Annotated in this window: 24 protein-coding genes; 6 read left to right on the forward strand and 18 right to left on the reverse strand. The window is 73.7% G+C overall.

The window, feature by feature from the left end:
- Window positions 1–2 precede the first annotated feature (2 nt).
- From ND486_RS29280 to ND486_RS19770, 7 genes are all read right to left on the reverse strand, one after another.
- Complete coding sequence (locus tag ND486_RS29280; protein WP_308215864.1) at window positions 3–1,382, reverse strand: methyltransferase domain-containing protein; 1,380 nt, start codon at window positions 1,380–1,382, stop codon at window positions 3–5.
- Between the two features lie 154 nt (window positions 1,383–1,536).
- The gene (locus tag ND486_RS19745; RefSeq protein WP_202968085.1) at window positions 1,537–1,746 is read right to left on the reverse strand and encodes a YbdD/YjiX family protein; all 210 of its coding nucleotides are present in this window, start codon (window positions 1,744–1,746) and stop codon (window positions 1,537–1,539) included.
- Between the two features lie 2 nt (window positions 1,747–1,748).
- Window positions 1,749–3,995 (reverse strand): carbon starvation CstA family protein, encoded by a 2,247-nt coding sequence (locus tag ND486_RS19750; RefSeq protein ID WP_251785683.1) that lies wholly within the window; start codon window positions 3,993–3,995, stop codon window positions 1,749–1,751.
- 146 nt (window positions 3,996–4,141) lie between these two features.
- Window positions 4,142–4,663 (reverse strand): general stress protein, encoded by a 522-nt coding sequence (locus ND486_RS19755; protein ID WP_062400497.1) that lies wholly within the window; start codon window positions 4,661–4,663, stop codon window positions 4,142–4,144.
- A 166-nt stretch (window positions 4,664–4,829) separates the two neighbouring features.
- A complete protein-coding gene (locus tag ND486_RS19760; protein ID WP_251785684.1) occupies window positions 4,830–6,023 on the reverse strand; it encodes an acyl-CoA dehydrogenase family protein in 1,194 nt (397 codons plus the stop codon).
- A 46-nt stretch (window positions 6,024–6,069) separates the two neighbouring features.
- Entirely contained in the window at window positions 6,070–7,029 is a 960-nt protein-coding gene (locus tag ND486_RS19765) for a CoA ester lyase (protein ID WP_062400493.1), read from the reverse strand.
- A gap of 165 nt (window positions 7,030–7,194) precedes the next feature.
- Window positions 7,195–8,121, reverse strand: a complete 927-nt coding sequence (locus ND486_RS19770) for a PhzF family phenazine biosynthesis protein (protein ID WP_251785685.1) — start codon at window positions 8,119–8,121, stop codon at window positions 7,195–7,197.
- A gap of 66 nt (window positions 8,122–8,187) precedes the next feature.
- On the opposite strand from ND486_RS19770, the gene ND486_RS19775 reads away from it, so the two are divergent.
- Both ND486_RS19775 and ND486_RS19780 read left to right on the forward strand, forming a co-directional pair.
- A complete protein-coding gene (locus ND486_RS19775) occupies window positions 8,188–9,498 on the forward strand; it encodes a magnesium transporter MgtE N-terminal domain-containing protein (RefSeq protein ID WP_251785687.1) in 1,311 nt (436 codons plus the stop codon).
- Window positions 9,491–10,030, forward strand: coding sequence for a DUF1003 domain-containing protein (locus ND486_RS19780; RefSeq protein ID WP_224403477.1), 540 nt, complete (start codon window positions 9,491–9,493; stop codon window positions 10,028–10,030). Before ND486_RS19775 ends, ND486_RS19780 begins: the two co-directional genes overlap by 8 nt.
- Window positions 10,031–10,034: 4 nt before the next feature.
- Here the strand turns inward: ND486_RS19780 and ND486_RS19785 are convergent, their stop codons facing one another.
- A complete protein-coding gene (locus ND486_RS19785) occupies window positions 10,035–10,526 on the reverse strand; it encodes a MarR family winged helix-turn-helix transcriptional regulator (RefSeq protein ID WP_251785689.1) in 492 nt (163 codons plus the stop codon).
- A gap of 133 nt (window positions 10,527–10,659) precedes the next feature.
- On the opposite strand from ND486_RS19785, the gene ND486_RS19790 reads away from it, so the two are divergent.
- Window positions 10,660–11,808, forward strand: a complete 1,149-nt coding sequence (locus ND486_RS19790; RefSeq protein ID WP_062400483.1) for an Mrp/NBP35 family ATP-binding protein — start codon at window positions 10,660–10,662, stop codon at window positions 11,806–11,808.
- Window positions 11,809–11,885: 77 nt separating this feature from the next.
- Here ND486_RS19790 and ND486_RS19795 read toward each other — a convergent pair whose 3' ends face one another.
- The 5 genes from ND486_RS19795 to ND486_RS19815 all read right to left on the reverse strand — a co-directional run bounded on the left by ND486_RS19795 (window position 11,886) and on the right by ND486_RS19815 (window position 16,488).
- The gene (locus ND486_RS19795) at window positions 11,886–13,142 is read right to left on the reverse strand and encodes an aspartate aminotransferase family protein (protein WP_251785690.1); all 1,257 of its coding nucleotides are present in this window, start codon (window positions 13,140–13,142) and stop codon (window positions 11,886–11,888) included.
- Window positions 13,143–13,548: 406 nt separating this feature from the next.
- Window positions 13,549–14,478 (reverse strand): AEC family transporter, encoded by a 930-nt coding sequence (locus tag ND486_RS19800; protein WP_251785693.1) that lies wholly within the window; start codon window positions 14,476–14,478, stop codon window positions 13,549–13,551.
- Window positions 14,479–14,541: 63 nt separating this feature from the next.
- Window positions 14,542–15,213 carry a GntR family transcriptional regulator gene (locus tag ND486_RS19805; protein ID WP_202416334.1) on the reverse strand — a complete coding sequence of 224 codons (672 nt, stop codon included), beginning with the start codon at window positions 15,211–15,213 and terminating at the stop codon, window positions 14,542–14,544.
- 9 nt (window positions 15,214–15,222) lie between these two features.
- Complete coding sequence (locus ND486_RS19810; protein WP_251785694.1) at window positions 15,223–15,951, reverse strand: maleate cis-trans isomerase; 729 nt, start codon at window positions 15,949–15,951, stop codon at window positions 15,223–15,225.
- Between the two features lie 39 nt (window positions 15,952–15,990).
- Entirely contained in the window at window positions 15,991–16,488 is a 498-nt protein-coding gene (locus ND486_RS19815) for a DUF3830 family protein (RefSeq protein WP_251785695.1), read from the reverse strand.
- A gap of 96 nt (window positions 16,489–16,584) precedes the next feature.
- Here ND486_RS19815 and ND486_RS19820 point away from each other — a divergent pair, with 96 nt between their 5' ends.
- Window positions 16,585–17,571 (forward strand): D-2-hydroxyacid dehydrogenase, encoded by a 987-nt coding sequence (locus tag ND486_RS19820; protein ID WP_251785701.1) that lies wholly within the window; start codon window positions 16,585–16,587, stop codon window positions 17,569–17,571.
- A gap of 5 nt (window positions 17,572–17,576) precedes the next feature.
- Window positions 17,577–18,980 carry an amidase gene (locus ND486_RS19825; protein WP_224403481.1) on the forward strand — a complete coding sequence of 468 codons (1,404 nt, stop codon included), beginning with the start codon at window positions 17,577–17,579 and terminating at the stop codon, window positions 18,978–18,980.
- Window positions 18,981–19,052: 72 nt separating this feature from the next.
- Here ND486_RS19825 and tatB read toward each other — a convergent pair whose 3' ends face one another.
- The 4 genes from tatB to sigE all read right to left on the reverse strand — a co-directional run bounded on the left by tatB (window position 19,053) and on the right by sigE (window position 22,503).
- A complete protein-coding gene (tatB, locus tag ND486_RS19830; protein WP_251785702.1) occupies window positions 19,053–19,499 on the reverse strand; it encodes a Sec-independent protein translocase protein TatB in 447 nt (148 codons plus the stop codon).
- An 18-nt stretch (window positions 19,500–19,517) separates the two neighbouring features.
- Window positions 19,518–21,095 carry a S1C family serine protease gene (locus ND486_RS19835; RefSeq protein ID WP_251785704.1) on the reverse strand — a complete coding sequence of 526 codons (1,578 nt, stop codon included), beginning with the start codon at window positions 21,093–21,095 and terminating at the stop codon, window positions 19,518–19,520.
- 119 nt (window positions 21,096–21,214) lie between these two features.
- Window positions 21,215–21,865 carry a zf-HC2 domain-containing protein gene (locus ND486_RS19840; RefSeq protein WP_251785706.1) on the reverse strand — a complete coding sequence of 217 codons (651 nt, stop codon included), beginning with the start codon at window positions 21,863–21,865 and terminating at the stop codon, window positions 21,215–21,217.
- A complete protein-coding gene (gene sigE, locus ND486_RS19845) occupies window positions 21,862–22,503 on the reverse strand; it encodes an RNA polymerase sigma factor SigE (RefSeq protein ID WP_062400471.1) in 642 nt (213 codons plus the stop codon). The genes ND486_RS19840 and sigE overlap by 4 nt, the downstream gene beginning before the upstream one ends.
- Window positions 22,504–22,670: 167 nt before the next feature.
- Between sigE and ND486_RS19850 the strand changes: the two genes are divergently transcribed.
- Window positions 22,671–23,303, forward strand: a complete 633-nt coding sequence (locus tag ND486_RS19850; protein ID WP_251785707.1) for an O-methyltransferase — start codon at window positions 22,671–22,673, stop codon at window positions 23,301–23,303.
- Window positions 23,304–23,373: 70 nt separating this feature from the next.
- Here ND486_RS19850 and glgC read toward each other — a convergent pair whose 3' ends face one another.
- A complete protein-coding gene (gene glgC / locus ND486_RS19855; RefSeq protein WP_251785709.1) occupies window positions 23,374–24,609 on the reverse strand; it encodes a glucose-1-phosphate adenylyltransferase in 1,236 nt (411 codons plus the stop codon).
- Window positions 24,610–24,704: the final 95 nt, after the last annotated feature.

A 24,704-nucleotide genomic window follows, 5' to 3' on the forward strand; every position in this document is an offset into this window, starting at 1 on the left:
GGTCAGACCCGGCGGGTGCCCGTCGGCGGGGTCGGCGGCTCGTCGTCCCCGGCGGGCGGGGGCGCGTCCCCGGGGCGCGGCCGCGGGGGGCCGGGGCGCCGGAGCCCGACCGGGCGGCGCGGACGGGGGCCGGGCGCCGGGCGCCGGGGGCCCGCGGCGGCGGGGCCGGCAGGCCCGGGCTCGGCAGCGCCGCGGTCGGGTCCGGCGGCGCCGGGGTCGGATGCGGTGCCACCGGGCTCGGGTTCCGTGGCGCCGGGGCCTGCGGCGCCGGGGCCGGGTTCCGCGGCGCCGGGGCCGGGGGGCTCGGGACGGGGGTCCGGCAGCCCGTACCGCAGCGCCCGGGCGACGGCGTGTCCGCGCGGGCGGGTGTCCGGGTCGTCGTCCTCGGTCGGGGCGGGGTCGTCCGCCGCACCGGACGGGGCCGGGTCCGCGGCGACGTCGGCGTCACCCTCCCCCACCTCGACCCCGTCGTCCTCGAGCACCTGCTCCGGGAGCGTCTCGGCGTAGCCGGGGTCCTCGGGGCCGCCCTCGTCGACGGGTCCGGTCGTGTCCTCGGGAGCCGGGGCGGGCTCGTCCCGGAGGGGCCGCCACCCCGCGGCGGCGATGGCCGAGCGGCGGGCGCGGCGTTCCTGGCGCTCCCCCACCACGTCGGGCTCGTCGGGGCGCCGTCCCAGGAACGTGTGCACGAGGTGCTGCTGGACCCCGCCGACGGTCTGGACGCGGACGTCGTCGAACCCGGCCCGTTCCATCCGGTGCACCATCTGCTCGGGCCCACCGGCCGTCGCGATCCGCCTGGCCCGGTAGCGGGCGAGGTCCGCGGCCCCCCAGCGCAGCGAGGCCATCGGGAGCATCCAGGTCCAGTTCGCCGTCGTCCAGCGCATCCGGCTCCGGCCGCCGACGGCGTAGTCGTGCACCGCCAGCGGGGCGCCGGGCGCGAGCAGGCTCAGCAGCCGGCGCAGGCCGTGCTCGGCATCGGGCAGGTTGGACACCAGGAAGGACGCGAGGATCCCGTCGAACGGGCCCTCGATGCCGGCCTCGGCGAGGGTCTCCAGCCGGGAGTGCACGAACGTCACCCGGGGCGACCAGTTCTTCTTCCGGGCGACGGCGAGCATCTCCGCGGACGCGTCCACCGCGACCACCTCGGCACCTCCGACGCTGGTCAACAGCGCCTCGGTGGACACCCCGGTGCCGCAGCCGACGTCGAGCAGACGCAGACCGTGGCCGTCGCCCAGGCCCATCCGTGACGCCGACACCCGCAGGTGGGTGCGGTAGCCGGGCAGGGTCGCGACGAAGGCGTCGAAGCCCGCGGCACCCCGCCCGTAGGCACGGTGCACCGTGGCCGGGCGGATCTGGTCGCTCTCCTGCCACGCCTCGCCGCTCACGGGGCCTGATCCTGCCCGCAGCAGCCCGTGTCCGGAACCCGACGCGCCCTCCCCGGTGGGGTGTGACACCCACCCGGGAGGGCGCGCTGGGCCGAACGTGGAGCTCCGGCCACCCGTGCGGCGCAGCGGATCCGGCCGGAGACGGGGTGCCGCCTCAGCAGCAGCGGCCCTGCGGGTTGCTCTCCTGGTACGCGGTGCGGGCCCGCCAGTACTCCCGCTCGGTCATCGGCGGGTGGTCGTGCCCGCTGCGACGGTGGTGGTCGAGGTAGCGGTCGTACAGGTCCGCCCCGATCACCCCGCGCCACCAGCCGTGCAGCGCCCGCAGCCGGGCCAGCGTCGCGGCCGCCACGGTCGGTCCCGCCACGGTCAGTGCCCCGACCGGGCCGGGGTGCCGACCGTCTCGGTCCACTCCTTCTCCAGCTCCTTCTCCGCCGGGGTCGCGACCAGGCCGGCCGGGGCGTAGAGCCGCGAGGGAACCGGCTCCTCCTCGTGGTCCGGGCGGCCGCCCGTCGAGATCGACGTCCAGGCGGCCAGGACCGCGGCGACGATCACGACGAGCGCGAGCGTCACGAACAGGATCGACAGCGTGCCCTGGACGAAGGTGTTGCGGACGACGGCCGCCATCGCCTGCGGGGTTCCCGCGGTGCCGAAGCTCGTCTCCCCGGCGGCGATGGCCTCCCGGAAGGCGAAGTGCTGCGCCCAGTACCCGATCTTCGGGTTCGAGGAGAAGATCTTGTACATCGATGCCGTGACCGTCACGACGGCGGCGAACGCCAGCGGCACGACGATGATCCACAGGTAGCGCACGTGCCCGCGCCGGGCCGCGATCGCCAGGCACACCGCGAGCGCGATCGCCGCCAGCAGCTGGTTCGCGATGCCGAACAGCGGGAAGAGCGTGTTGATCCCGCCCAGCGGGTCGGTCACGCCCATCAGCAGGATCGCTCCCCAGGCACCGACCATCAGCCCGGTGCAGATCCAGGCGGCCGGCCGCCACGAGGTGTCCTTGAACCTCGGGGCCACGGTGCCGATCGCGTCCTGCAGCATGAAGCGCGCCACCCGGGTGCCGGCGTCGACGGCGGTGAGGATGAACAGCGCCTCGAACATGATCGCGAAGTGGTACCAGAAGCTCATCATCCCGGGCCCGCCGATGAACTGCTGCATGATGTTCGCCAGGCCGACCGCCAGCGTCGGCGCACCGCCGGTGCGGGAGACGATCGACTCCTCGCCGACCAGTGCCGCGGTCGTCGCGAGCTGGTCGGGGGTGACGTTCACGTTCATCAGGCCGAGCGAGTTCACGAACGCGGCCGCGCCCTCGACGGTGCCCTCGGTCAGCGACGCGGGCACGTTCATCGCGAAGTAGAGCCCGCGGTCGATCGACAGCGCCGCGACCAGCGCCATGATCGCCACGAAGGACTCCATGAGCATGCCGCCGTAGCCGATGAAGCGGGTCTGGCGCTCCTTCTCGACCAGCTTGGGCGTGGTGCCCGAGGAGATCAGGGCGTGGAAGCCGGACAGCGCGCCGCAGGCGATCGTCACGAACAGGAACGGGAACAGCGACCCGGCGACGACGGGGCCGTCGTCCCGGCCGGCGAACTCGCTGAACGCGGGTGCCGCGATCTCGGGGCGGACGACGATGATCGCCACCGCGAGCAGCACGATCGTGCCGATCTTCATGAACGTCGACAGGTAGTCGCGCGGGGCGAGCAGCAGCCAGACCGGGAGCACCGCGGCCACGAAGCCGTAGACGATCACGCCCCAGGCGATGGTGGTCCGGTCCAGGGTGAACAGCGCCTGGCCCCAGCCGGTCTCGGAGACCCAGCCGCCGGCGACGATCGCGCCGATCAGCAGCACGAAGCCGATCCAGGAGACCTCGGAGACCTTCCCGGGCCGCAGGTACCGCAGGTAGACGCCCATGAACAGGGCGATCGGGATGGTCAGCGCCACCGAGAAGACGCCCCACGGGCTCTCCCCGAGCGCGTTCACCACGACCAGCGTGAGCACCGCGATCAGGATGATCATGATGGCGAGGGTCGCGATGATCGCCGCGATCCCGCCGACCCGGCCGAGCTCCTCGCGGGCCATCTGGCCCAGCGAGCGCCCGCCGCGGCGCATCGAGAAGAACAGCACCAGGTAGTCCTGGACCGCGCCGGCGACGATGACGCCGACGATGATCCAGATCGTGCCGGGCAGGTACCCCATCTGCGCGGCCAGGACCGGTCCGACCAGCGGACCGGCACCGGCGATCGCGGCGAAGTGGTGGCCGTAGAGGACCCGCCGGTCGGTCGGCAGGAAGTCCTGGCCGTTCTCCTTGTACTCGGCCGGGGTGGCGCGCCGGTCGTCCGGACGCAGCAGCTTGTTCTCGATGTAGCGGGAGTAGAACCGGTACGCGATCGCGTAGGTGCTCACCGCGGCGAACACGAACCAGATCGCGTTGACCGTCTCCCCGCGCACCAGCGCGAGCATCACCCACGCCAGACCGCCCAGCAGGGCGATCCCCGCCCACACCGCGATCTTCCACGGTGTCCACGCCCGCTGTTCGGCGAGGAGCACCTCCTCGTCCACCGCCGCCGGCGGGAGCTCACGCCCCGCCGGTCCGCCCGACACCTGTGTCATCGCGCCCCTCCGATATGTCCGACGCGCGAACTATAGGAGGCGGTGTGCCCTGTGGGAACCGATGTCCGCTTGCCGACGCACGACGGCCGCCGCCACCCGGTCGGGTGACGACGGCCGCGGGGTCGTGCGGGCGGGGCGGGAGCCGGTCAGAAGCCCCCGCCGGGGCCGCCCATCGCCAGCTTGGCCAGCATCTCGCGGGCCCGCTCGGCGTTGCGCGGCTCGCACAGGACGTCGTAGCGGCCCGCCACCATCTGGCTGGCGGACTGGAAGTCCCGGCGGCCCTTGCTCGCGCTGTAGCTGACCGCGGCGAAGGCCATGAAGAACACCGCCCCGGACACCAGGCCGACGACGATGGGCAGGAAGTTGCCGTCCGGGGAGAACACGAACAGCAGGACACCGACGAACAGACCCAGCCAGGCGCCCTGCGCCGCGCCGGAGGCCAGCACGCGACCCCAGGTCAGGCGGGCGATGACCCGCTCGACGAGCATCAGGTCGACGCCGACGATCGTCACGTCGGCGACCGGGAAGTCGGAGTCGGCGAGGTGGTCGACGGCCCGCTGCGCCTCCTCGTAGGTGGCGTAGGAGCCCACCGGCCACCCGGTCGGCGGAGTGGGCAGCTGCGGCAGGCCCGGAGCCGGACGAGTCTGGCCGCCGAAGGGGTTGGTCATGGCGTGCTCCTCGTGGAAGATGTCCTGTCTCGTCGTCGGTGCAACGTTCGACCCGACCGCGACGTGCCCCGAACACTAGTCGCGGAGCCGCAGGTCACACCCCACCGACCGGACGACACGGCCCCGCACCCCGGGACGGGGTACGGGGCCGTGGACGCGGGTGCGGTCAGCGCAGCTTGTAGTCGCGCAGCAGACCCCGGGAGATGATCGTCTTCTGGATCTCCGAGGTACCCTCGCCGATGAGCAGGAACGGCGCCTCGCGCATGAGGCGCTCGATCTCGTACTCCTTGGAGTAGCCGTAGCCGCCGTGGATGCGGAACGCCTCCTCGGTGACCTCCTTGCAGTACTCCGAGGCGAGCATCTTGGCCATGCCGGCCTCGACGTCGTTGCGCTCGCCGCGGTCCTTGAGGCGCGCGGCGTTGACCATCATCAGGTGCGCGGCCTCGACCTTGGTCGCCATCTCGGCGATCTTGAACGCGATCGCCTGGTGCTGGACGATCGGCTTGCCGAAGGTCGAGCGCTGCTGGGCGTACTCGACACCCAGCTCGAACGCCCGGATCGCGATGCCGCAGGCACGGGCGGCGACGTTCACGCGGCCGACCTCGACGCCGTCCATCATGTGCGCGAAGCCCTTGCCACGCTCCCCGCCGAGGATCTGCTCACCGGAGATCCGGTGGTCCTTGAACACCAGCTCGGTGGTGTCGACCCCCTTGTAGCCCATCTTGTCGATCTTGCCCGGGACGATCAGGCCGGGGGCGACCTCGCCGTAGCCGGTGGGCTTCTCCACCAGGAACGTGGTGAGGTTCTGGTGCGGACGCTCGGCGCCCTCGTCGGTCTTCACCAGCACGGCGGTCAGGTTCGACGTGCCACCGTTGGTCAGCCACATCTTGGCGCCGTCGATGACGTAGTCGTCGCCGTCCTGCTTCGCGCGGGTCTTGATCGCCGCGACGTCCGAGCCGAGGTCGGGCTCGGACATCGAGAACGAGCCACGGGTCTCGCCCGTGGCCATCCTCGGCAGGTACTTCTCCTTCTGCGCCTGCGTGCCGTGCTGGCGGAGCATGTACGCCACGATGAAGTGGGTGTTGATGACGCCGGAGACGCTCATCCAGCCGCGGGCGATCTCCTCGACCACCAGGGCGTAGGTGAGCAGCGACTCGCCGAGGCCGCCGTACTCCTCCGGGATCATGAGGCCGAACAGCCCCATCTCCTTCATCCCGTCGACGATGTCCTGCGGGTAGGTGTCCGCGTGCTCCAGCGCCGTCGCGTGCGGGATGATCTCCTTGTCCACGAACGTGCGGACGGTGGACAGGATCTCGGTCTGGATGTCGGTCAGACCGGCGGTCTGGGCGAGCCGGGCCATGCTGGTTACTCCTCGGTGAGCGTCGTCGGTGGCGGGCGGTCGGGGCTCAGGCCTCCGGCGGGGTCCACTTGTCGGTGCGGGTCATGCCCGCCGCGCGGCCCTTGCCCGAGATCACCAGCGCCATCTTGCGGCTGGCCTCGTCGATCATCTCGTCGCCGATCATCGCCGCGCCGCGCTTGCCGCCGGCCTCGGAGGTGAAGTACTCGTAGGCGTCGAGGATGTTCTCGGCGTGGTCGTAGTCGCTCTGCGCCGGGGAGAAGGTCTCGTTGGCGGCGTCGATCTGGCCGGGGTGCAGCACCCACTTGCCGTCGAAGCCCAGTGCCGCGGACCGGCCGGCGACCCGGCGGAACCCGTCGACGTCCTTGATCTGCAGGTACGGGCCGTCGATGGCCTGCTTGTCGTGCGCGCGGGCCGCCATCAGGATCGACATGAGGATGTGGTGGTAGGCGTCGCCCACGTCGTAGCCGGGGGGCTGCTCGCCGACGACCAGCGACTTCATGTTGATCGAGGCCATGAAGTCGGCCGGGCCGAAGATGATCGTCTCGACCCGCGGCGACGCGGTGGCGATGGCGTTGACGTTGGTCAGGCCCAGCGCGTTCTCGATCTGCGCCTCGATGCCGATCCTCCCGACCTCGAGACCGTTGGTCTTCTCGATCTGGGTCAGCAGCAGGTCGAGCGCGACGACCTGCTCGGGGGTCTGCACCTTCGGCAGCATGATCGCGTCGAGGTTGGCGCCGGCGCCCTCGACGACCTCGACGACGTCGCGGTAGGTCCACTCGGTGGTCCAGTCGTTGACCCGGACGACGCGGATCTTCTCGCCCCAGCCGCCCTCGTTGAGGGCCTCGACGATCGTCGTCCGCGCACCGGGCTTGGCCAGCGGGGCGCAGGCGTCCTCCAGGTCCAGGAAGACCTGGTCGGAGTTCAGCGTGCGAGCCTTGTCGATGAACTTCTGGCTCGATCCGGGCACGGCCAGGCAGGACCGGCGGGCGCGGAGGGTGGTGCTCACAGGCGGGCTCCTCGTCGAGATCGTCCTCGCCCGCGTCGCGGCGACGACGTCGTCACGACACGGGCGCTCGGGCTGAGGACTGATGCTGGCACGACGACGGCCGCGGCGCCCCGTCCAGGTGATTGGTTTCTCACCCGCCGGTGGTCAGGAGGGGTTACCCGTCGGTCACCCCTGTTCGGGAGGTGGGGTCAGGGAACCCCTGGCCACCGCGACGACGGTCCCGCCGACCCAGCTGCCGACGGCCCGGCCGCCCTCGGTGCGGACGCCGGCGTACAACGTGGACGGACGGCCCATCTCCACCCCCTGGGTCACGACGAAGGAGTGCTCGCCGTCGTCGGTGACCAGACCGCGGTCGGCGAGGAAGATCCCGAGCGCGACGGCGGCCGAGCCCGTCGCCGGGTCCTCGGGAACCCCGATCCCGATGCCGAACATGCGGGCGTGGACCCGCTCGGCGGTGGCGTCGACGGCGGCGACGAGCAGCCCGGTCGCGCCGCTGTCGGCGACCGCGGCGGCCAGCGCCGCGGGGTCGGGCACCGCGCGGGCGACCGCGCCGGCGACGACGAGCAGGATCGCGAAGTCGGTCCCGGCCCCGGCCACACCCGGCACGGCGGCGCCGTCGACGTCGTCGGGGCCGAGGCCGAGCGCGGCGGCGAGGCGGACGGCGTTCAGCTCGGGGCCGACCGACGGCGCGCCGCCCCACACCCGGGCGCCGGTGTCGTCGACCCGCACGGGCAGCAGACCGGCCCCGCACTCCTGCACGCGGTCGCCCTCGCCGATGGCGCCGTCGCGGGCCAGCACCCAGGCGGTGCCGACGCTGGGGTGCCCGGCGAAGGGCAGCTCGGCGAGCGGGGTGAAGATCCGCACCCGGTAGTCGGCGCCGCCCTCGCCGTCGCCGGTCGGGGCCAGCGGGAACGTCGTCTCCGACAGGTTGAACTCGCGCGCGATCGCCTGCATCCGGGCCGTGGACAGCGCCTCGGCGCCGTGCACGACGGCGAGCGGGTTACCGGCGTACGGACGGTCGGTGAACACGTCGACGATGTCGTAGCGGAGGGGTTCGGGGCCCTGGCCGGGATCGTGCTGCGGCTCGTTCACGGCGGGGGAGCCTAGTCACACGGCCGGGGCGGTCGCGGTACCGCCGGGGGTTCTAGTCTCGGCCCCATGGCCTCGGTACGGGTGTTCGTCGCGCGGATGGCCGGCCTGGCCGTCTACGGCCCGGACGGTGAGCGGATCGGCAAGGTCCGCGACGTCGTGGTGTCGCTGCGCGTGGACAGTCATCCACCGCGGGTGCTGGGCCTGGTCGTGGACCTGTCCGCGCGCCGCAGCATCTTCGTGCCGATGCTGCGGGTCGCCGACATCGCGCCGACCGCGGTGACGCTGGCCAGCGGCTCGGTGAACCTGCGCTCGTTCGACCAGCGCCCCAACGAGACCCTCGTGCTCGGCCAGCTGCTGAACTCCCCCGCGACGGTGCGCGAGGGCGGGATCGAGGGCTCGGTCGTCGACGTCGCGGTCGAGCCGAGCCGGACCCGGGACTGGGTGATCACCAAGGTGGCGCTGCGGTTCCGGCGGACCCGGCTGGCGCGCAGGCCGCGGGTCGAGGTGTACGGCTGGGAGGCCGTGTCCGGGCTCGACGTCGCCGCCGCGCAGGGCGCGGACCGGCTGCTCGCGGTGTTCGACTCGATGCGCCCGGCCGACGTCGCCGCGGCGCTGTCGCGGCTGCCCGACGACCGGCAGCGCCACGTCGTCGACGCCCTGGACGACGAGCGGCTCGCCGACGTGTTCGAGGAGCTGTCCGAGTCCGACCAGCGCGAGCTGCTCGGCTACCTCGACGACGACCGTGCCGCCGACGTCCTGGAGGCGATGAGCCCGGACGACGCGGCGGACCTGCTCGGCGAGCTCGACGACGACGAGGCGGGCCGGCTGCTGGAGCTCATGGAGCCCGACGAGTCCGAGCCCGTGCGCCGCCTGCTGCGCTACGAGTGGGACACCGCGGGCGGCCTGATGACCCCGGAGCCGATCACGCTGGGGCCGGACGTGACCGTCGCCGAGGCGCTCGCCCGGGTGCGCAACCCGGAGGTGCCCCCGGCGCTGGCGTCGATGGTGTTCGTCGTCCGCCCGCCGACCGCGACCCCGACCGGGCGCTACCTGGGCTGCGTGCACGCCCAGCAGCTGCTGCGGGCGGCGCCGTTCGAGCTGGTCGCGGGGATGGTCGACGCCGACCTGCCGCAGCTGGGGCCCGAGGCCGGGCTCGGCGAGGTGACCCGCTACTTCGCCAGCTACAACCTGGTGGCGGGCCCGGTCGTCGACGCCGAGGACCACCTGCTGGGCGCGGTCACCGTCGACGACGTGCTGGACCACCTGCTGCCGCAGGGCTGGCGCGACCGCGACCTCGCCCCGGGCGAGGTGCACGGCGGCGCGGCGCGGGCCGCGAACGGCGCCCGTACGTACGACGGGGAGGTGCACGGTGCCTGAGCCCGGGATCGGACGGCGGCTGGACCAGCCGCGCGTCGGGCGTCGGCGGTTCGAGGTGGACCCGGACGGCTTCGCCCGCTTCTCCGAGCGGATCGCCCGGTTCCTCGGGACGGGCCGCTTCCTCGCGATCCAGACGGTGATCGTCGTCGTGTGGATCGCGCTGAACCTGGTCGCCTGGTCGATCCAGTGGGACCCCTACCCGTTCATCCTGCTCAACCTGGCGTTCTCCACCCAGGCCGCGTACGCCGCACCGCTGATCCTGCTGGCCCAGAACCGGCAGGACGACCGGGACCGGATCGCGCTGGACGAGGACCGGCGGCGCGCCGAGCGGACGAAGGCCGACACCGAGTTCCTCGCCCGGGAGCTGGCGGCGCTGCGCCTGGCCGTCGGGGAGACCGCTAGCCGGGACTACCTGCGCGGCGAGCTGGAGAAGCTGGGCGACCGGCTCGACGACGCCGTGGCCCGCAGCCGCGGCGAGGAGCTCCCGGTCGAGCCGGGTGCCCGGAAGAAGATGCGCAAGAAGGAACGCTGAGCGCTCAGGAGCGCTCAGGGACCAGGCGGCCCATGATGCGCTCGAGCGCCGCGAGGTCGTCGGCGTCGAGCCGCTCGACGAAGTGCGCGCGTACCCCGCGCAGATGGGTGACCGCGGCGGTGCGCAGGCGGTCGTAGCCGGTGTCGGTGAGCCGGGCGGTGACCCCGCGGCCGTCGTCGGCGACCTTGGCCCGGGCGACGAGCCCGACCCGTTCCAGCCGGTCGACGAGCCGGGTGACCCCGGAGCGGGAGAGCAGCACGGCGTCGGCCAGCTCGGTCATCCGCAGCCGGTGGCCGGGCGCCTCGGACAGCTGGACCAGCACGTCGTAGGCGGCCAGGGACAGCTGCTGCTCGCCCTCCAGCTCGGTCTCGAGCTGTCTGGTGACGCCCGCGTGCGCGCGCAGGAAGCTGCGCCACGACGCGAGCTCGGCCGGGGTCGGGACCACGCGGCGGCGCGCCGGGTGCTCGCGCGTCGGGGTGCCACTCGTGTCGTCCATCGCAGGAATGCTAGAGACACCCGCACCACCTCGTCAGCGCGGACGTGCCGGGCGACACCGCCGGTGACCCGGAGACCGCGGAAGCACCCACGTAGCATGGGGTGACGCGAGAGGAAAGAGGTCGTAGGAGCCCATGTCCGTCACCGGCAGCACCAGCACCGTCGTCGAGGCCGTGCGCGCAGCCCTCGGCACCGTCGAGGACCCGGAGATCCACAAGCCGATCACCGAGCTGGGGATGGTCAAGAGCGTCGACGTCTCCGCCGACGGCCTCGCCCACGTCGGGGTCTACCTGACCGTCGCGGGCTGCCCGATGCGCGAGACGATCACCTCCCGCGTCACCGAGGCGGTCTCGAAGGTCCCCGGCGTCGAGCGGGTCGAGGTCGAGCTCGACGTGATGAGCGACGAGCAGCGCACCGAGCTGCGCCGTTCGCTGCGCGGCGACGCCGACGAGCCCGTCATCCCCTTCGCCCAGCCCGGCTCGCTGACCCGCGTGTTCTGCGTGGCGTCCGGTAAGGGCGGCGTCGGCAAGTCCTCGGTCACCGTCAACCTGGCCGCGGCCATGGCCCGGCGCGGGATGAAGGTCGGCGTGGTCGACGCCGACATCTACGGCCACTCGGTCCCGCGCATGATCGGTGCCGCGGACCGGCCCACCAAGATCGAGAACATGATCATGCCGCCGCAGTCGCACGGCGTGAAGGTCATCTCGATCGGCATGTTCACCGACGGCAACACCCCGGTCGTCTGGCGTGGCCCGATGCTGCACCGCGCGCTGCAGCAGTTCCTCGCCGACGTGTTCTGGGGCGACCTGGACGTGCTGCTGCTCGACCTGCCCCCGGGTACCGGCGACGTCGCCATCTCCACCGCCCAGCTCGTGCCGAACGCCGAGCTGCTGGTCGTGACCACTCCGCAGCAGGCCGCCGCCGAGGTCGCCGAGCGGGCCGGGTCGATCTCCACCCAGACCCGCCAGCGCCTGGCCGGGGTCGTGGAGAACATGTCCTGGATGGAGATGCCCGACGGCTCGCGCAACGAGATCTTCGGCTCCGGTGGCGGGCAGATCGTCGCGGACTCGCTGAGCCGCACGGTCGGCACCACGGTGCCGCTGCTGGGCCAGATCCCGCTCGACGTCGCGCTGCGCGAGGGCGGCGACGCCGGCACCCCGATCGTGCTCGGCAAGCCGGAGTCGGCCGCGGCGCAGGCCCTCGACGCCATCGCGGAGAAGCTGACCGTGAAGGCCCGCGGTCTGGCCGGGATGAGCCTGAACATCTCCCCCGTCGGGCGCTGACCCGCACCTCCGACGACGACGAGGCCCCGCACACCGGCAGGTGTGCGGGGCCTCGTCCGTTCCCCCGGGGGCGGATCTCAGGACAGCGCGTCGTTCAGTGCCTTGGTCCAGAGCGCCAGGGCCTCGTCGACCTGCTCGGCGGTCACGACGAGCGCCGGGATCATCCGGACGACGTTGCCGTACACGCCGCAGGTCAGCAGGAGCAGGCCCTGCGCGGCGGCCGCGGCGTGCACCTTCGCCGCGGTCGCGCCGTCGGGCTTGCCGTCGGCGTCGACGAACTCGATGCCGACCATCAGGCCCCGGCCGCGGACGTCGCCGATGGCGGCGATGCCCTGCGCGGCGTCCCGGACGCCGGCGAGGAGCTTCTCGCCCTGCACGCGGGCGTTCTCGACCAGGCCCTCGCCCTGCACGACCTCGAGCGTGGCGAGCGCGGCGGCACAGGCGACGGCGTTGCCGCCGTAGGTACCGCCCTGCGAGCCGGGCCACGCCTTCTCCATGAGGGCCTTCGGCGCGGCGATGGCCGAGAGCGGGAAGCCGGACGCGAGCCCCTTGGCAGTGACGATGATGTCCGGCGTGAGGCCCTCGGCGTGCTGGTGGCCCCAGAACTTCCCGGTGCGGCCGTAGCCGGTCTGCACCTCGTCGGCGATCAGCAGGATGCCGTGCCGGTCGGCGCGCTCGCGCAGCCCGTGCAGGAACGCGGGCGGGGTCGGGACGTAGCCGCCCTCGCCGAGCACCGGCTCGACGATGAACGCGGCGACGTCGGACGCCGGCGCGGTGCTCGCCAGCTGCCGGTCGAGCTCGGACAGGGCGAACGCGACGGCCTGCTCTTCGGACCAGCCGTAGCGGTAGGCGTAGGGGAAGGGCGCGAACGCGACCCCGCCCATCATCGGGGCGATCCCGGCCCGGATCTTCGCCCCGGAGGTGGTGAGCGCCGCGGCACCCATGGTGCGCCCGTGGAAGCCGCCGTCGAACGCGACGATCAGCTGCCGGCCGGTGGCCTGGCGGGCCAACCGCACCGACGCCTCGACGGCCTCGGAGCCGGAGTTGGTGAAGAACACCGAGTCGATGCCCTCGGGCAGCACGTCGCCCATCCGCTCGACCAGCGTCAGCAGCGGCTGGTGCATCACGGTCGTGTACTGGCCGTGGATCAGCGTGGCCACCTGCTCCTGGGCGGCCGCGACGACCGTCGGGTGGCAGTGCCCGGTGGAGGTGACGCCGATGCCGGCGGTGAAGTCGAGGTGGCGGCGCCCATCGGTGTCGTACAGGTAGACGCCCTCACCGCGGGCGGCCTGGACCGGGGTGGCCTGCTTGAGCAGCGGGGACAGCTGTGCCATGGGTTCGCAGCTCCTGATGCGTCGAGGGTGGTGCGTCTCGGGTTGTCGAGTTGTCGACAATCCTAGGGAAACACGGGCGGGTGGGTCCGGGCAAGGGTCGGTCGGGCCCGCCTTTGCTCTGCTCACCGATACGCAGCACGCGCCCGGAACGCCCCGGCGCTGCGACCCCGGGCGGGCCCGCGCTGCCGGGCGGACAGCCCTCGGCGGCGTCGAGATGCAGCTCGACGGGAGTTGTCGATCTCCACCGCCCGCTGGGATGCATCTCGGCGCACGCTCGACGCGGGTGGCCGGCCCGTCGTGCGGCCGCCCGGCGCCGGCGCGGGGCCGGTGCTGCGTATCGGTGAGCAGAGCAAAGGGACGGGCGAAGGACCCCCACGTCCCGGACGTGGCGACGAGGAAGCCCTGGTCAGGCCAGTAGTGCGGCGATCACCAGCAGCACCGGGACGGCGACGACGGTCGAGGCCAGCGCCACGTCGCGGGCCAGCGGGACGGCGCGGTCGTAGCGCACGGCGTAGCCGAACACGTTCTGCGCGGTGGGCAGGGCGGCCAGCACCACCGCGGCGAGCAGCGCCGGGCCCGTCAGGCCGAGCACACCCGCGGCGAAGGCCCACGCGATCAGCGGGTGCAGCACGTTCTTGATCAGGACGGCGGTCCACACCGAGCCCGCGGTCTCCCCCGTCCCGGGGCGACGGGCGCCGTGCAGGGAGATCCCGAACGCGAGCAGCATGGCGGGCACCGCGAGGTCGGCGAGCAGCTCGACCGGGGCGGTCACCGGCTCGGGCAGCACGACGCCCGTCGCGGAGACGGTCAGCCCGGCGGCGGTGGCGATCGCGATCGGGTTGCGCAGCGGGGCGAGGGCGACCCGGACCCACCCGGGGCGTTCGCCGCGGCCGTCGCCGGGCAGGACGTCCATCAGGGTGGTGAACAGCGGGGTCAGGATCGCGAGCTGGAACAGCAGCACCGGGGCGACGGCGGCGGAGTCGCCGAGCACGTAGGCCGCGATCGGGATGCCGAGGTTGCCCGCGTTGACGTAGCCGGACGCCATCGACCCGACGACGACCTCGCCTGCCGGGCGGCGGCGCAGCAGCGCGACCGGCACGAACAGCAGGCAGGCCAGGGTGCTGGTGAGCGCGGTGACGACCAGCCCAGAGGACAGGACGGCGCCGACGTCCGAACGGCTGAGCGTGGTGAACAGCAGCGCGGGCGTCGCGACGAAGAAGGCGGTGCGGGCGAGGACCTTCGAACCCTGGTCACCGAGCAGGCCTCCGCGGCCGAGGACGTACCCGACGACCACGACGACGCCGATGACCAGGAAACCTTCGAGGACACCCACCACGTGCCGACATGTTACGTATGCGAACTAGTCCCCGGGGTGTCCGGCGGTTCGGTTCACAGGCGCTCAGGCCGCCCCGGGCATCGCGGCGAGGATGCGGGTGACGGCGTCGTCCATGTGGGCGGCCAACCGGTCGAGCAGCAGCTCGGTGCGGCCGTCGCGCAGGGCGTCGCGCAGCCGTTCGTGCTCGGCGAGCAGCGCCCGGGCGGGCGGGGCCGTCTGCTGGAACGCGGCGAGGCACATCCGGGTCTCGACGAGCAGACCCTCGGTCATCCGGCGCAGCCGCGGGCTCCCCGACGCGGCGACGAGCGCGGCGTGGAAGTCGTGGTCGGCGTCGGCGAGGGCCACGGCGTCGCCCGCCTCGGCCGCGGCGGCCATCACGCCGAGCGGGATCTCCAGCGCGACGACGGCCGCCGCCCGGTCACCCTCCAGCACCTTGAGCGCCGCGGCCCGCTCGACGGCGGTGCGGGCCAGGTAGACGTCACGGACGTCGTCGGGACCGAGCTCGCGCACGAACAGACCGCGGTGGCGTTCGCTGCGCAGCAGACCCTCGGCGACGAGGCGCTGCATCGCCTCGCGCAGCGGGCCGCGGCTCACCCCCAGCCGGTTCGCGAGGTCCACCTCGCCGAGCTGGGTGCCCGGCGCGAACGTGCCGCGCATGATCGCCGCACGGATCCGGTCGGCGACGATCTCCGCGGTGGAGCGCCGGCTCACCGGCTCGAGCTCCGAGACGTCCAGCCCCACGACTCACCCTCTCCGGAACAGTGTCCCCAGGCCGGGACGGTCGACGTCGGCCCCGGCGAGACGCAGTCCCTGCCAGATGCTCACCTGGTTCGCGGTCAGCACCGGCCTGCCCACGCGTGCGTCCAGCGCGTCGAGCACGTCCACGGTGTGCAGCGCGGTGTCGGGCAGCAGCACCGCGTCGGCGCCGGGCGCGTCCGAGGCCACCGCGGCGGCGAACTCCAGCACGGTCTCGGGCGGCAATGTCCCGACCTCGGCGGCGGTGATGATGTCGCGGGCGGACAGCGTGTGCACGGAGATGTCGTGGTGGGTCAGGAAGTGCACGAAGGCGCCGGCGACGTCCGGCGGATAGGTCGCCCCGACCGCCACCGAACGGATCCCGAGCCGCCGGCAGGCGTCGACGAAGGCGAACGACGTGCTCGACGTCGGCACCCCCGACACCCGTTCCAGCGCCGCGACCTGCCGGGCGGCACCCTCGGGGCCGAAGATGAACGACCCCGAGGTGCAGGCCCAGACGACCGCGTCCAGCGGGCCCGCCTCCGCGGCGACCCGGCGCGCGCCGTCGGCGAGGACCTCGTCGCCGCCGATGGTCAGCAGCGCATCCTCGCGGTGGGCGTCCTCGGGCATCGCGGTGTGGACGAGGGCGAGCCGGCTGCCGTCGGTCAGCAGCTTCTCGGCGCGCGGGTAGTCGTCCTCGGCGGAGAAGCCCGGGTAGAGGAATCCGACCGTGCTCATGTTGTCGACAATCCTACAGAGACCGCGTCACCGCAAGGGTCACGACGCCCGCGAGTAGACGAGCCGCTCCCCCACGCTGCCCGCGCGCCACACGTCGTGACAGGCGGTCGCCATCTCCTCGAGCCCGTCGACGATGGTGGCGAACACGTTGCCCGGCACCCAGCCGACGTCGCCGTTGAGCAGCAGGTTGTTGCGCCCGTAGAAGATCGCGAGGTCGATCCCGCCCTCGGCGGCGTCGATGCCCTGGTCGTCCTTGAACGCACTGTCGAGCATCCCGCCGTGGAAGTCGAAGTAGCAGACGTCGCCCGGGATGGGCGTGACCGTCGGGTTCTCCTGCCCGATCCGCGGGCCGAACCGCGGGACGATCGTGTAGACCTCGTTGCGGGCGTACTTGGCGTGCTGCGCGTCGCCACCCCGCGGGCCGTCGGCCAGCGTCTCCCAGACCGCCGCGGCGGTGCGCGGCGCCTCGGCCTCCAGCAGCCTCGCGGTGCACGCGACGCCACGCTTCGCGAGCTCGATCCTGATCAGCTTCGTCATCCGATCCCCCTGTCCGATACGCGGATTGTTGACAATCGTAGGTGCGCTTCCTAGCGTGTCAACGCCGCCCGACCTCCCTACCGACAGGATCTCCCGTTGCCGGTTTCCGCTGGTCAGGACCCCATCACCGTCGCCGTGCTGCACGGCGGGGAGACCCCGCCCGGCCTCGAGCGACACGCCGGTGACGCACGTCTCCGCTTCGCCGCCGACGCCGGCGAGCTCGCCGCCGTCCTGCCCGGCAGCGACGTGCTGCTCACCTGGGACTTCACCTCCGACGCCGTCAAGGACGTCTGGGGGGCCACCGACACCGCGGCGCTGCGCTGGGTGCACACCGCCAGCGCCGGCGTCGACCGGGTCGCGTTCCCCGCCCTGCTCGCCTCGGGTGCGACGCTGACGAACTCACGCGGGGTGTTCGACCGCCCGATCGCCGAGTTCGTGCTCGGCGCGGTGATCGCGTTCGCCAAGGACACCGCCCGCTCGCTCGCGCTGCAGCGGGAGCGGACCTGGCGCCACCGCGAGACCGAGACCGTCGCCGGGAAGGTCGCGACGGTCGTCGGGAGCGGGCCGATCGGGCGCGCCGTCGCCGACCTGCTGGGCGCGGTCGGGATGCGGGTGCGGCTGGTCGGCCGGCGCGCCGCGGACGGCGTGCACGCCTTCGACGAGCTGCCCGGCCTGCTGCCCGACACCGACCACCTGGTGCTCGCCGCCCCGCTGACCGACGCCACCCGCGGGATGCTGCACGCCGGGACGATCGCCCTGCTGCCCGAGCGGGCGCGGGTCGTCAACGTCGGCCGGGGCGCGCTCGTCGTGCAGGACGACCTGACCGACGCGCTCGCGACCGGGCGGCTCGCCGGCGCCGCCCTGGACGTGTTCGAGGTCGAGCCGCTGCCCGCGACCTCGCCGCTGTGGACGATGGAGCACGTGCTCCTCTCCCCGCACATGTCCGGTGACGTCGTCGGCTGGAAGGACATGCTCGTCGAGCTGTTCGCCGACAACCTCGCGCGCTTCCGGGACGGCCGGGAGCTGCGCAACGTGGTGGACCCCGAACGTGGGTACGTGAGCTCATCCGCAGGAAAGGTGTGACTGCCGTGACGACCGCAGACCTCAGCGCCACCGAGCTGCTGGCGGGCTACCGCAGCGGCGAGATCTCGCCGGTGCAGGCCACCCGCGACGCGCTGGACCGGATCGAGGCCCACGACGGCGCGGTGAACGCGTTCTGCCTGGTCGACGCCGACTCGGCGCTGTCGCAGGCGAAGGACTCCGAGGCGCGCTGGCAGGCCGGGGAGCCGGTCGGGCCGCTCGACGGCGTCCCCACCTCGATCAAGGACATGCTCCTGACGATCGGCTGGCCCACCCGCCGCGGCTCGACGACGACGTCGCCGGACGGGCCGTTCGAGGTCGACGGCCCGCCGGTGGCCAGGGTCCGCGCCGCGGGTGCGGTGCTGATCGGGAAGAACACCACGCCCGAGCTGGCGTGGAAGGGCGTGACCGACTCGCCGCTGACCGGCGTCACCACCAACCCGTGGGACCCGACGAGGACGGCCGGTGGCTCGTCCGGGGGCTCGGCGTCGGCGGTCGGGCTGGGGATGGGCCCGCTGTCGCTGGGCACCGACGCCGGCGGCTCGGTCCGCATCCCGGCCGCGTTCACCGGCACCGTCGCGCACAAGCCGACCTACGGCCGGATCGCCCACTACCCCGGTTCGGCGTTCGGGACGCTCGCCCACGTCGGCCCGATGACCCGCACCGTCGACGACGCCGCGCTGCTGCACGACGTCGTCGCCCAGCCCGACACCCGCGACCCGTGGGTGTTCGACGTGCCCCGCGAGTCCGCCGTCGAGCGGCTCGCCGGGGGCGCGCAGGGCCTGCGGATCGCGTTCTCCCCCACCCTCGGCTTCGTCGACGTCGACCCGGAGGTGGCGGCGCTGGTCGCCGAGGCGGTCGCGGTGTTCGCCCGTGAGCTCGGCGCGACCGTCGAGAACGCCGACCCCGGTTTCGCCGACCCGATCGAGCCGTTCCACACGCTCTGGTTCGCCGCGGCCGCGAAGTCCCTGGAGCCGATCGGCGCCGAGGCCAGGAAGGCCATGGACCCGGCGCTGGTGGAGATCGCCGAGCAGGGCGCCGGGGTCTCGGCGCTGGACTACCTGGGCGCGATGGCCGTGCGCAACGAGCTGGGGACGCTGATGGGCGCCTTCCACTCCGAGTACGACCTGCTGCTCACCCCGACGCTGCCGATCACCGCGTTCGAGGGCGGCCGGGAGGTCCCCGAGGGCTGGCACGACCCACGCTGGACGTCGTGGACGCCGTTCACCTACCCGTTCAACATGACCCAGCAGCCCGCGACGTCGGTGCCGTGCGGCTTCACCTCCGCCGGGCTGCCGGTGGGGCTGCAGGTCGTCGGGCCGCGGCACGCCGACGCCACGGTGCTGGCCGCCGCGCACGCCTACCAGCAGGCGACGACGCACCACCTGCGCAGGCCCCCGCTGCTGGGCTGACCCCGTCCCGTACGACGCCGGCGCCGCACCCCGGGATCGGGTGCGGCGCCGGGGGCGTCGGAGCGGGTGGGCTCAGGTGGCGTCCCAGTCGACCGGGGGCTTCTCGCCCGAGGCGAGCGGGGGCTGCGGCTCCCGGACGGGCGGCGGGGTGCTCGCCGCGGCCGCGCCCCCGGCCGCCGCCGCGCCACCGGCCGCCGCGGCGGTCCCGGCGCCGGGGGCGAAGCCGTTCGGCTTGACCGGGCCGGCGAACCCGTCGTCGGAGAACAGGCTGCGGGTGATCGCGGTGCGCGGGTTGAGCGAGCGCAGGCTGCGCAGGTCGTTGAGGGGCTGCTGGATCTGGTCGAACTCCGGGCCCAGCTCCTTCTTCAGGTGGTTCTGGGCGCCGCTCGCGAACTCCTTGACCTGGCGGACCGCGCGACCGACCCAGGCTGCGGCCTCGGGCAGCCGTTCCGGGCCCAGGATGAAGAGCCCCGCCACGACCAGGACGAGGATCTCCGGCATGCCGATGTTCTCGAACACAGCGCCAGCGTACGGGTACTAGCGCTGCCCGAGCGTGACGGTCACGGTGAGCGGTCGTCCCTGGCGGACGAGACCGACCGGGACCTGCTCGCCGGGGGCGTGTTCGCGGACGGCGACGACGAGCTCGTCGGCACTGGCGATGGGGCGCCCGGCGACGTCGACGACGACGTCGCCGTCGGCGATCCCGGCCGCGGCCGCCGGTCCCCCGGCGACGACGTTCTGCACCTGGGCGCCGTCGGTGGCGCCGTCGGTGACCGAGCGGGCGTTGACACCGAGGTCGGCGTGCGCCACGCGGCCGGTGCGGATGAGCTCCTCGGCGATGGCGCGGGCGTCGTCGATCGGGATGGCGAAGCCCAGGCCGATCGAGCCGCCCTGCGCCCCGGACTCGGCGCTGCCCGCGCTGCGGATCGCGGTGTTGATGCCGACGACGGCGCCGGTCGCGTCCACCAGCGGGCCGCCGGAGTTGCCGGGGTTGATCGCGGCGTCGGTCTGCACGGCGTCGATCACCGCGTCGCCCGCACTGCCCTCGGGGTCGAGCCGCACCGGGCGGTCGACGGCCGACACGATCCCCGTCGTCACCGTGCCCGCCAGGCCGAACGGCGACCCGATCGCGATCACCGCGTCGCCGACGGCGAGCTCGCCGGAGCGGCCGATCGCGGCGACCGTCGGGTTCGCGACGGGCACCTTGACCACCGCGAGGTCGGTCATCGGGTCCGCGCCGACCACGGTGGCCGGGACGCGGGAGCCGTCGGAGAACAGGGCCTCGATGGTGCCCTGGCCCGGTCCGGTCGCCGGCGCGACGACGTGGTCGTTGGTGAGCACGTAGCCCGCGGGGTCGATCACGACGCCGGAGCCGTTGCCCGCCTGGTTGCCGACGGTCACCTCCAGCGAGACGACCGCGGGCAGCACCCGCGAGGCGACCTCCGACACCGAGCCGGGCGGCCGTTCCCGGGCGGGCTCGGTCGCGCTCAGCACGGCCCCGGGGCTGGTCAGTGCGCTCGCCGCGGTGGCCGTCCAGTGACCGATCAGGCCGCCCGCCGCACCGACGACGAGGGCGAGCACGCCGAGCAGCGCCAGTGCGCGCGGCTGCACCCGCCTGCCGAACAGGACCTCGCGGACGCTCAGCCGGGGGCCGTCGGGCCGGGGACCCTCACCGGGGCCGTCGCCGTCGCCGGGCGGTGGGGCGGCGACGACCGGCGTGCCCGGGTCGCGCCACGGGTCGCCGGTCGAGCCGCCGGGCCAGAACGGGTCCTGCTCGGCGCTCTGCTCACCCCCGCGCAGCGCGTCGCCCGACGCACCGGGCGGACGCTGCAGACCACCGGCGGGGTCGCCGTCGGGTGTGCGGTCCGGGCGGCCGAACGCGCGGGCGACCGCGGCGGTCGGTGGGGGCACCGTCGGCAGCGATCCGTTCGACCCGAGGTGCGACGACGGCGGCGCGAAGGAGCTGCCGACACCGTCCGGGCGGCCGAAGGCGGCCTGCTCGCCGGGATCGGTCGCGGGACGGTCCAGCGGGCGGGGTCGCAGCCGCGGCGGAGCGGAGCCGTGGGCCTCCGGGTCGGCTGCGCCGTCCGGGCGGGTGCCGCGGTCGTCGCTCACCGGGTCACCCCGGAGCCCGGGGAGACTGCTCCCGACGATCGATCAGCCGGCACGGCGTCCACCCAGTACACCCGCACAGCCTGCCCGGCGGGCGGTGAAGTCGGTGTATCGGTGACGCGTCAGGGCGTCGGGGAGATGTCGGCGTCACCGGTCGGCGTGGCCGAGGTCGTCGGCGACAGCGGCGCACCGGTCGAGCCCACCGTGGTGGCGGCCGGGACGGCCGTCCGCCGCGACGAGGCGGGCACCGGGGTGGCCGCGAACCGGGCGACGGCCGCGGCACCCGGGCCGGGGACGACCGGCCCGGCCGGGGTGGCGGTCGTGGCGGCGGGCAGACCGAACGCGAGCGCGCCGAGCGCCAGCCCGGACACGGCGGCGCCGGTGCCCAGACGCACCCGTCGCGACCGGCCGGCGCGACGGCCGTGGTCGCCCTCGACCGGCGCCGGGCGCAGCACCGACACGAGCTGGCCGTCCGGGGTGAGCGACAGGCCCGCCGGCGGCGGGGGCAGCTCGGTGTCCTGCGGGATCGCGCGCAGCGTCGACATCAGCGACGGCGGCAGCGTGGGGGCGTCGGCACCGCGCAGCGCGGTGCGGGCCCGCCGCTGCTCGGCGACCTCCACCGCGCAGTCGGGGCAGCGCTCGAGGTGGCGGGTGGCGCGGTCGTGCGGACCGGCGGCCAACTCGTCGTCCACGAAGGCGACGACCGCCTCGAGCGTCAGGTGGGTCGTCCCCCAGTCCGGGGGGACGACCTGGAAACGCCGTCGCTCGGTCACGGGACCAACTCTGCCACCGGACCGCGGTCGGATGCCACCGCCTGCTCCTCCGCCGCGGCCGCGCGGTGCCGCTCCAGCGACGCCCGCAGCGCGGTCCGGCCCCGGTGGATGCGGCTGCGGACGGTGCCGAGCTTCACCCCGAGGGTGGCGCCGATCTCCTCGTAGGACAGGCCCTCGACGTCGCACAGGACGACGGCGACCCGGAAGTCCGGGGGCAGCTCGTCCAGCGCGGCCTGCAGGTGCGGGTCGAGGTGGTTGATCGCGAACACGGTCTCGGGCTCGGGGCCACCGCCCGGGAGCCGGTCGGTGTCCTCGGGCAGCCCCTCCATCCGCAGCCGGGCGCGGCGGCGGACCATGTCGAGGAACAGGTTCGTGGTGATGCGGTGCAACCAGCCCTCGAAGGTGCCCGGCTTGTAGGACGCCAGGGACCGGAACACCCGGATGAAGGTCTCCTGGGTGAGGTCCTCGGCGTCGTGCTGGTTGCCGGACAGGCGGTAGGCGAGTCGGTAGACGCGGTCGGCGTGCTCCCGGACGACCTCGTCCCAGGTGGGCGGGGTCCAGTCGGCACCCTCACCGGGGCGGGTACCGGCGGCGGCGTCCCGGAACGGGGCGTCGTCGGTTGCGCGAGGGGCGGACATCGGGGCGGGGCACCTCCGTGGAGTCGCGACCGTGTCGTGGTGTCGATCGGCCGCGAGGCTTCGTTCGTTGCACCACAGACTGCCCGCCACCCATGAGGAGGATGTGAAACCCGTCTGAGAGAAGTCTGTGAAACCGACGACGGATCATGCGGCGATAATCTTGCGCCATGAGCACACCCGCGGGGGCGGCCGCGTACGCCGAGGGCTACCTCGCCGAGGACGACGCGTGCGGCGAGGCCCGCGCACTGGGCACGGCGGCGGGCGCGCACCCCATCTCCGCGGCGGGCGGGGCGGCGCTGTCGGTGCTGGCCGCGACGGTCTCCGCGCGGGCCGTCGTCGAGATCGGGACCGGAGCCGGGGTGAGCGGGCTGTACCTGCTGCGCGGCATGGCCGGCGACGGGACGCTGACCACCATCGACGTCGACCCGGAGCTGCAGCGCTCGGCCCGGCGCACCTTCCTCGCCGCCGGGTACGGGCCCGGGCGCGCGCGGCTGATCAACGGGATGGCGCTGGAGGTGCTGCCGCGGCTGACCGACGGCGGCTACGACCTCGTCGTCGCCGACGCCGTCCCCGCCGAGTACCCCGGCTACCTGGCCGAGGCGATCCGGCTGCTGCGGCCCGGCGGGGTGCTGGTGCTGGAGGGTGTGCTCGACGGCGGCCGGGTCGCCGAGCCCGGTACCGCGCACGGCCCGGGTACGGCCGCACTGCGCGAGACCGCCGCGCTGGTCCGCGACGACGAGCGCCTGCTGTCGGCGCTGCTCCCGGTCGCGGACGGGATGCTCTGCGCCGTCCGCAGGTGAGCGGAGCGAACGCGGCACCGACACCGCAGGTGAGCGGAGCGAACGCGACATCGACACCGGCAGGTGAGCGCTACTGCGCCGTGACGCCCTTGCCCAGGACGACGACGCCGCCGTTGGAGACGGTGTAGCGGCTGCGGTCGAGGTTCAGGTCGACGCCGATCAGGGCGCCGTCGGGGACGACGACGTTCTTGTCGAGGATCGCCCGGCGCACGACCGCGCCCCGGCCGATCCGGGCGCCCGGCAGCACGACCGAGTCCGAGACCTCCGCACCGCCCGACACCGACACGTTCGGGCTGATGACCGACCGGCGCACGATCGCCCCGGAGATGATCGTGCCCGCGCCGACGATCGAGTCCTGCGCGATGCCGCCCTCGACGAACTTCGCCGGCGGCAGCGCGGGCACCGCGGTGCGGATGGGCCAGCGCTGGTTGTAGAGGTTGAAGATCGGGTGCACCGAGACGAGGTCGGTGTGCGCGTCGTAGTAGGCGTCGATGGTCCCGACGTCGCGCCAGTAGCCGGCGTCGCGCTCGGTGGCGCCGGGGACGACGTTGTCGGCGAAGTCGTAGACGTGCGCGTCACCCTTGGCGACGAGCGCCGGGATGATGTCCCCGCCCATGTCGTGGTCGGAGTCGGCGTTCGCCGCGTCGGTCTTCAGCGCGTCGAGCAGTGCCTCGGTGGTGAACACGTAGTTGCCCATCGAGGCGAAGGTCACCTCGGGGTCGTCCGGCACGTGCGGCGGGTCGGACGGCTTCTCGAGGAACTCGGTGATGCGGCCGGTCTCGTCGGAGGCGATGCAGCCGAAGGCCTTGGCCTCGGCCCGCGGCACCCGGATCCCCGCGACGGTGACGCCCGCGCCGGACTCGGCGTGCTGGGCGATCATCTGCGCCGGGTCCATCCGGTAGACGTGGTCGGCGCCGAACACGGCGATGTACTCGGGCTGGTCGTCGTAGACCAGGTTGAGGCTCTGGAAGATCGCGTCCGCCGAGCCGGTGTACCAGCGCCTGCCGAGCCGCTGCTGGGCCGGGACGGTGGTGATGTACTGGTCGAGCACCGACGACAGCCGCCACGTCGTCGAGATGTGCCGGTCCAGCGAGTGCGACTTGTACTGGGTCAGCACGCACAGCCGGTCCATCCCGCAGTTCACGAGGTTGGACAGCACGAAGTCGATGAGCCGGTAGTTGCCACCGAACGGGACGGCGGGCTTGGCACGGTCCGCGGTGAGCGGCCAGAGCCGCTTCCCCTCGCCACCGGCCAGCACGATGCCGAGAACCCTTCCGGGAAGACGTCCGGACGCGGTCGGTCGCATGGCGTGAACACTAGTGGGCGCCCGGTGGCGGGGCCATACGTCCGGGCGCGCCGGGCAGGGTCGGACCGGATCGGACGCAGCGATCGCCCGGCGGA

It is taken from the genome of Pseudonocardia sp. DR1-2, from assembly GCF_023717215.1.
Classification (GTDB): Bacteria; Actinomycetota; Actinomycetes; order Mycobacteriales; family Pseudonocardiaceae; genus Pseudonocardia; species Pseudonocardia alni.

Excerpts from the sequence above, each read along its gene's own strand:
- ND486_RS19755 (WP_062400497.1), bottom strand. The coding sequence starts at position 4,663 with ATGACCAACCCCTTCGGCGGCCAGACTCGTCCGGCTCCGGGCCTGCCG.
- ND486_RS19790 (WP_062400483.1), top strand. The coding sequence starts at position 10,660 with ATGTCCGTCACCGGCAGCACCAGCACCGTCGTCGAGGCCGTGCGCGCA.
- ND486_RS19785 (WP_251785689.1), bottom strand. The coding sequence starts at position 10,526 with ATGGACGACACGAGTGGCACCCCGACGCGCGAGCACCCGGCGCGCCGC.
- ND486_RS19795 (WP_251785690.1), bottom strand. The coding sequence starts at position 13,142 with ATGGCACAGCTGTCCCCGCTGCTCAAGCAGGCCACCCCGGTCCAGGCC.
- ND486_RS19810 (WP_251785694.1), bottom strand. The coding sequence starts at position 15,951 with ATGAGCACGGTCGGATTCCTCTACCCGGGCTTCTCCGCCGAGGACGAC.
- ND486_RS19815 (WP_251785695.1), bottom strand. The coding sequence starts at position 16,488 with ATGACGAAGCTGATCAGGATCGAGCTCGCGAAGCGTGGCGTCGCGTGC.
- ND486_RS19850 (WP_251785707.1), top strand. The coding sequence starts at position 22,671 with ATGAGCACACCCGCGGGGGCGGCCGCGTACGCCGAGGGCTACCTCGCC.
- ND486_RS19760 (WP_251785684.1), bottom strand. The coding sequence starts at position 6,023 with ATGGCCCGGCTCGCCCAGACCGCCGGTCTGACCGACATCCAGACCGAG.
- ND486_RS19775 (WP_251785687.1), top strand. The coding sequence starts at position 8,188 with ATGGCCTCGGTACGGGTGTTCGTCGCGCGGATGGCCGGCCTGGCCGTC.
- ND486_RS19750 (WP_251785683.1), bottom strand. The coding sequence starts at position 3,995 with ATGACACAGGTGTCGGGCGGACCGGCGGGGCGTGAGCTCCCGCCGGCG.
- sigE (WP_062400471.1), bottom strand. The coding sequence starts at position 22,503 with ATGTCCGCCCCTCGCGCAACCGACGACGCCCCGTTCCGGGACGCCGCC.
- glgC (WP_251785709.1), bottom strand. The coding sequence starts at position 24,609 with ATGCGACCGACCGCGTCCGGACGTCTTCCCGGAAGGGTTCTCGGCATC.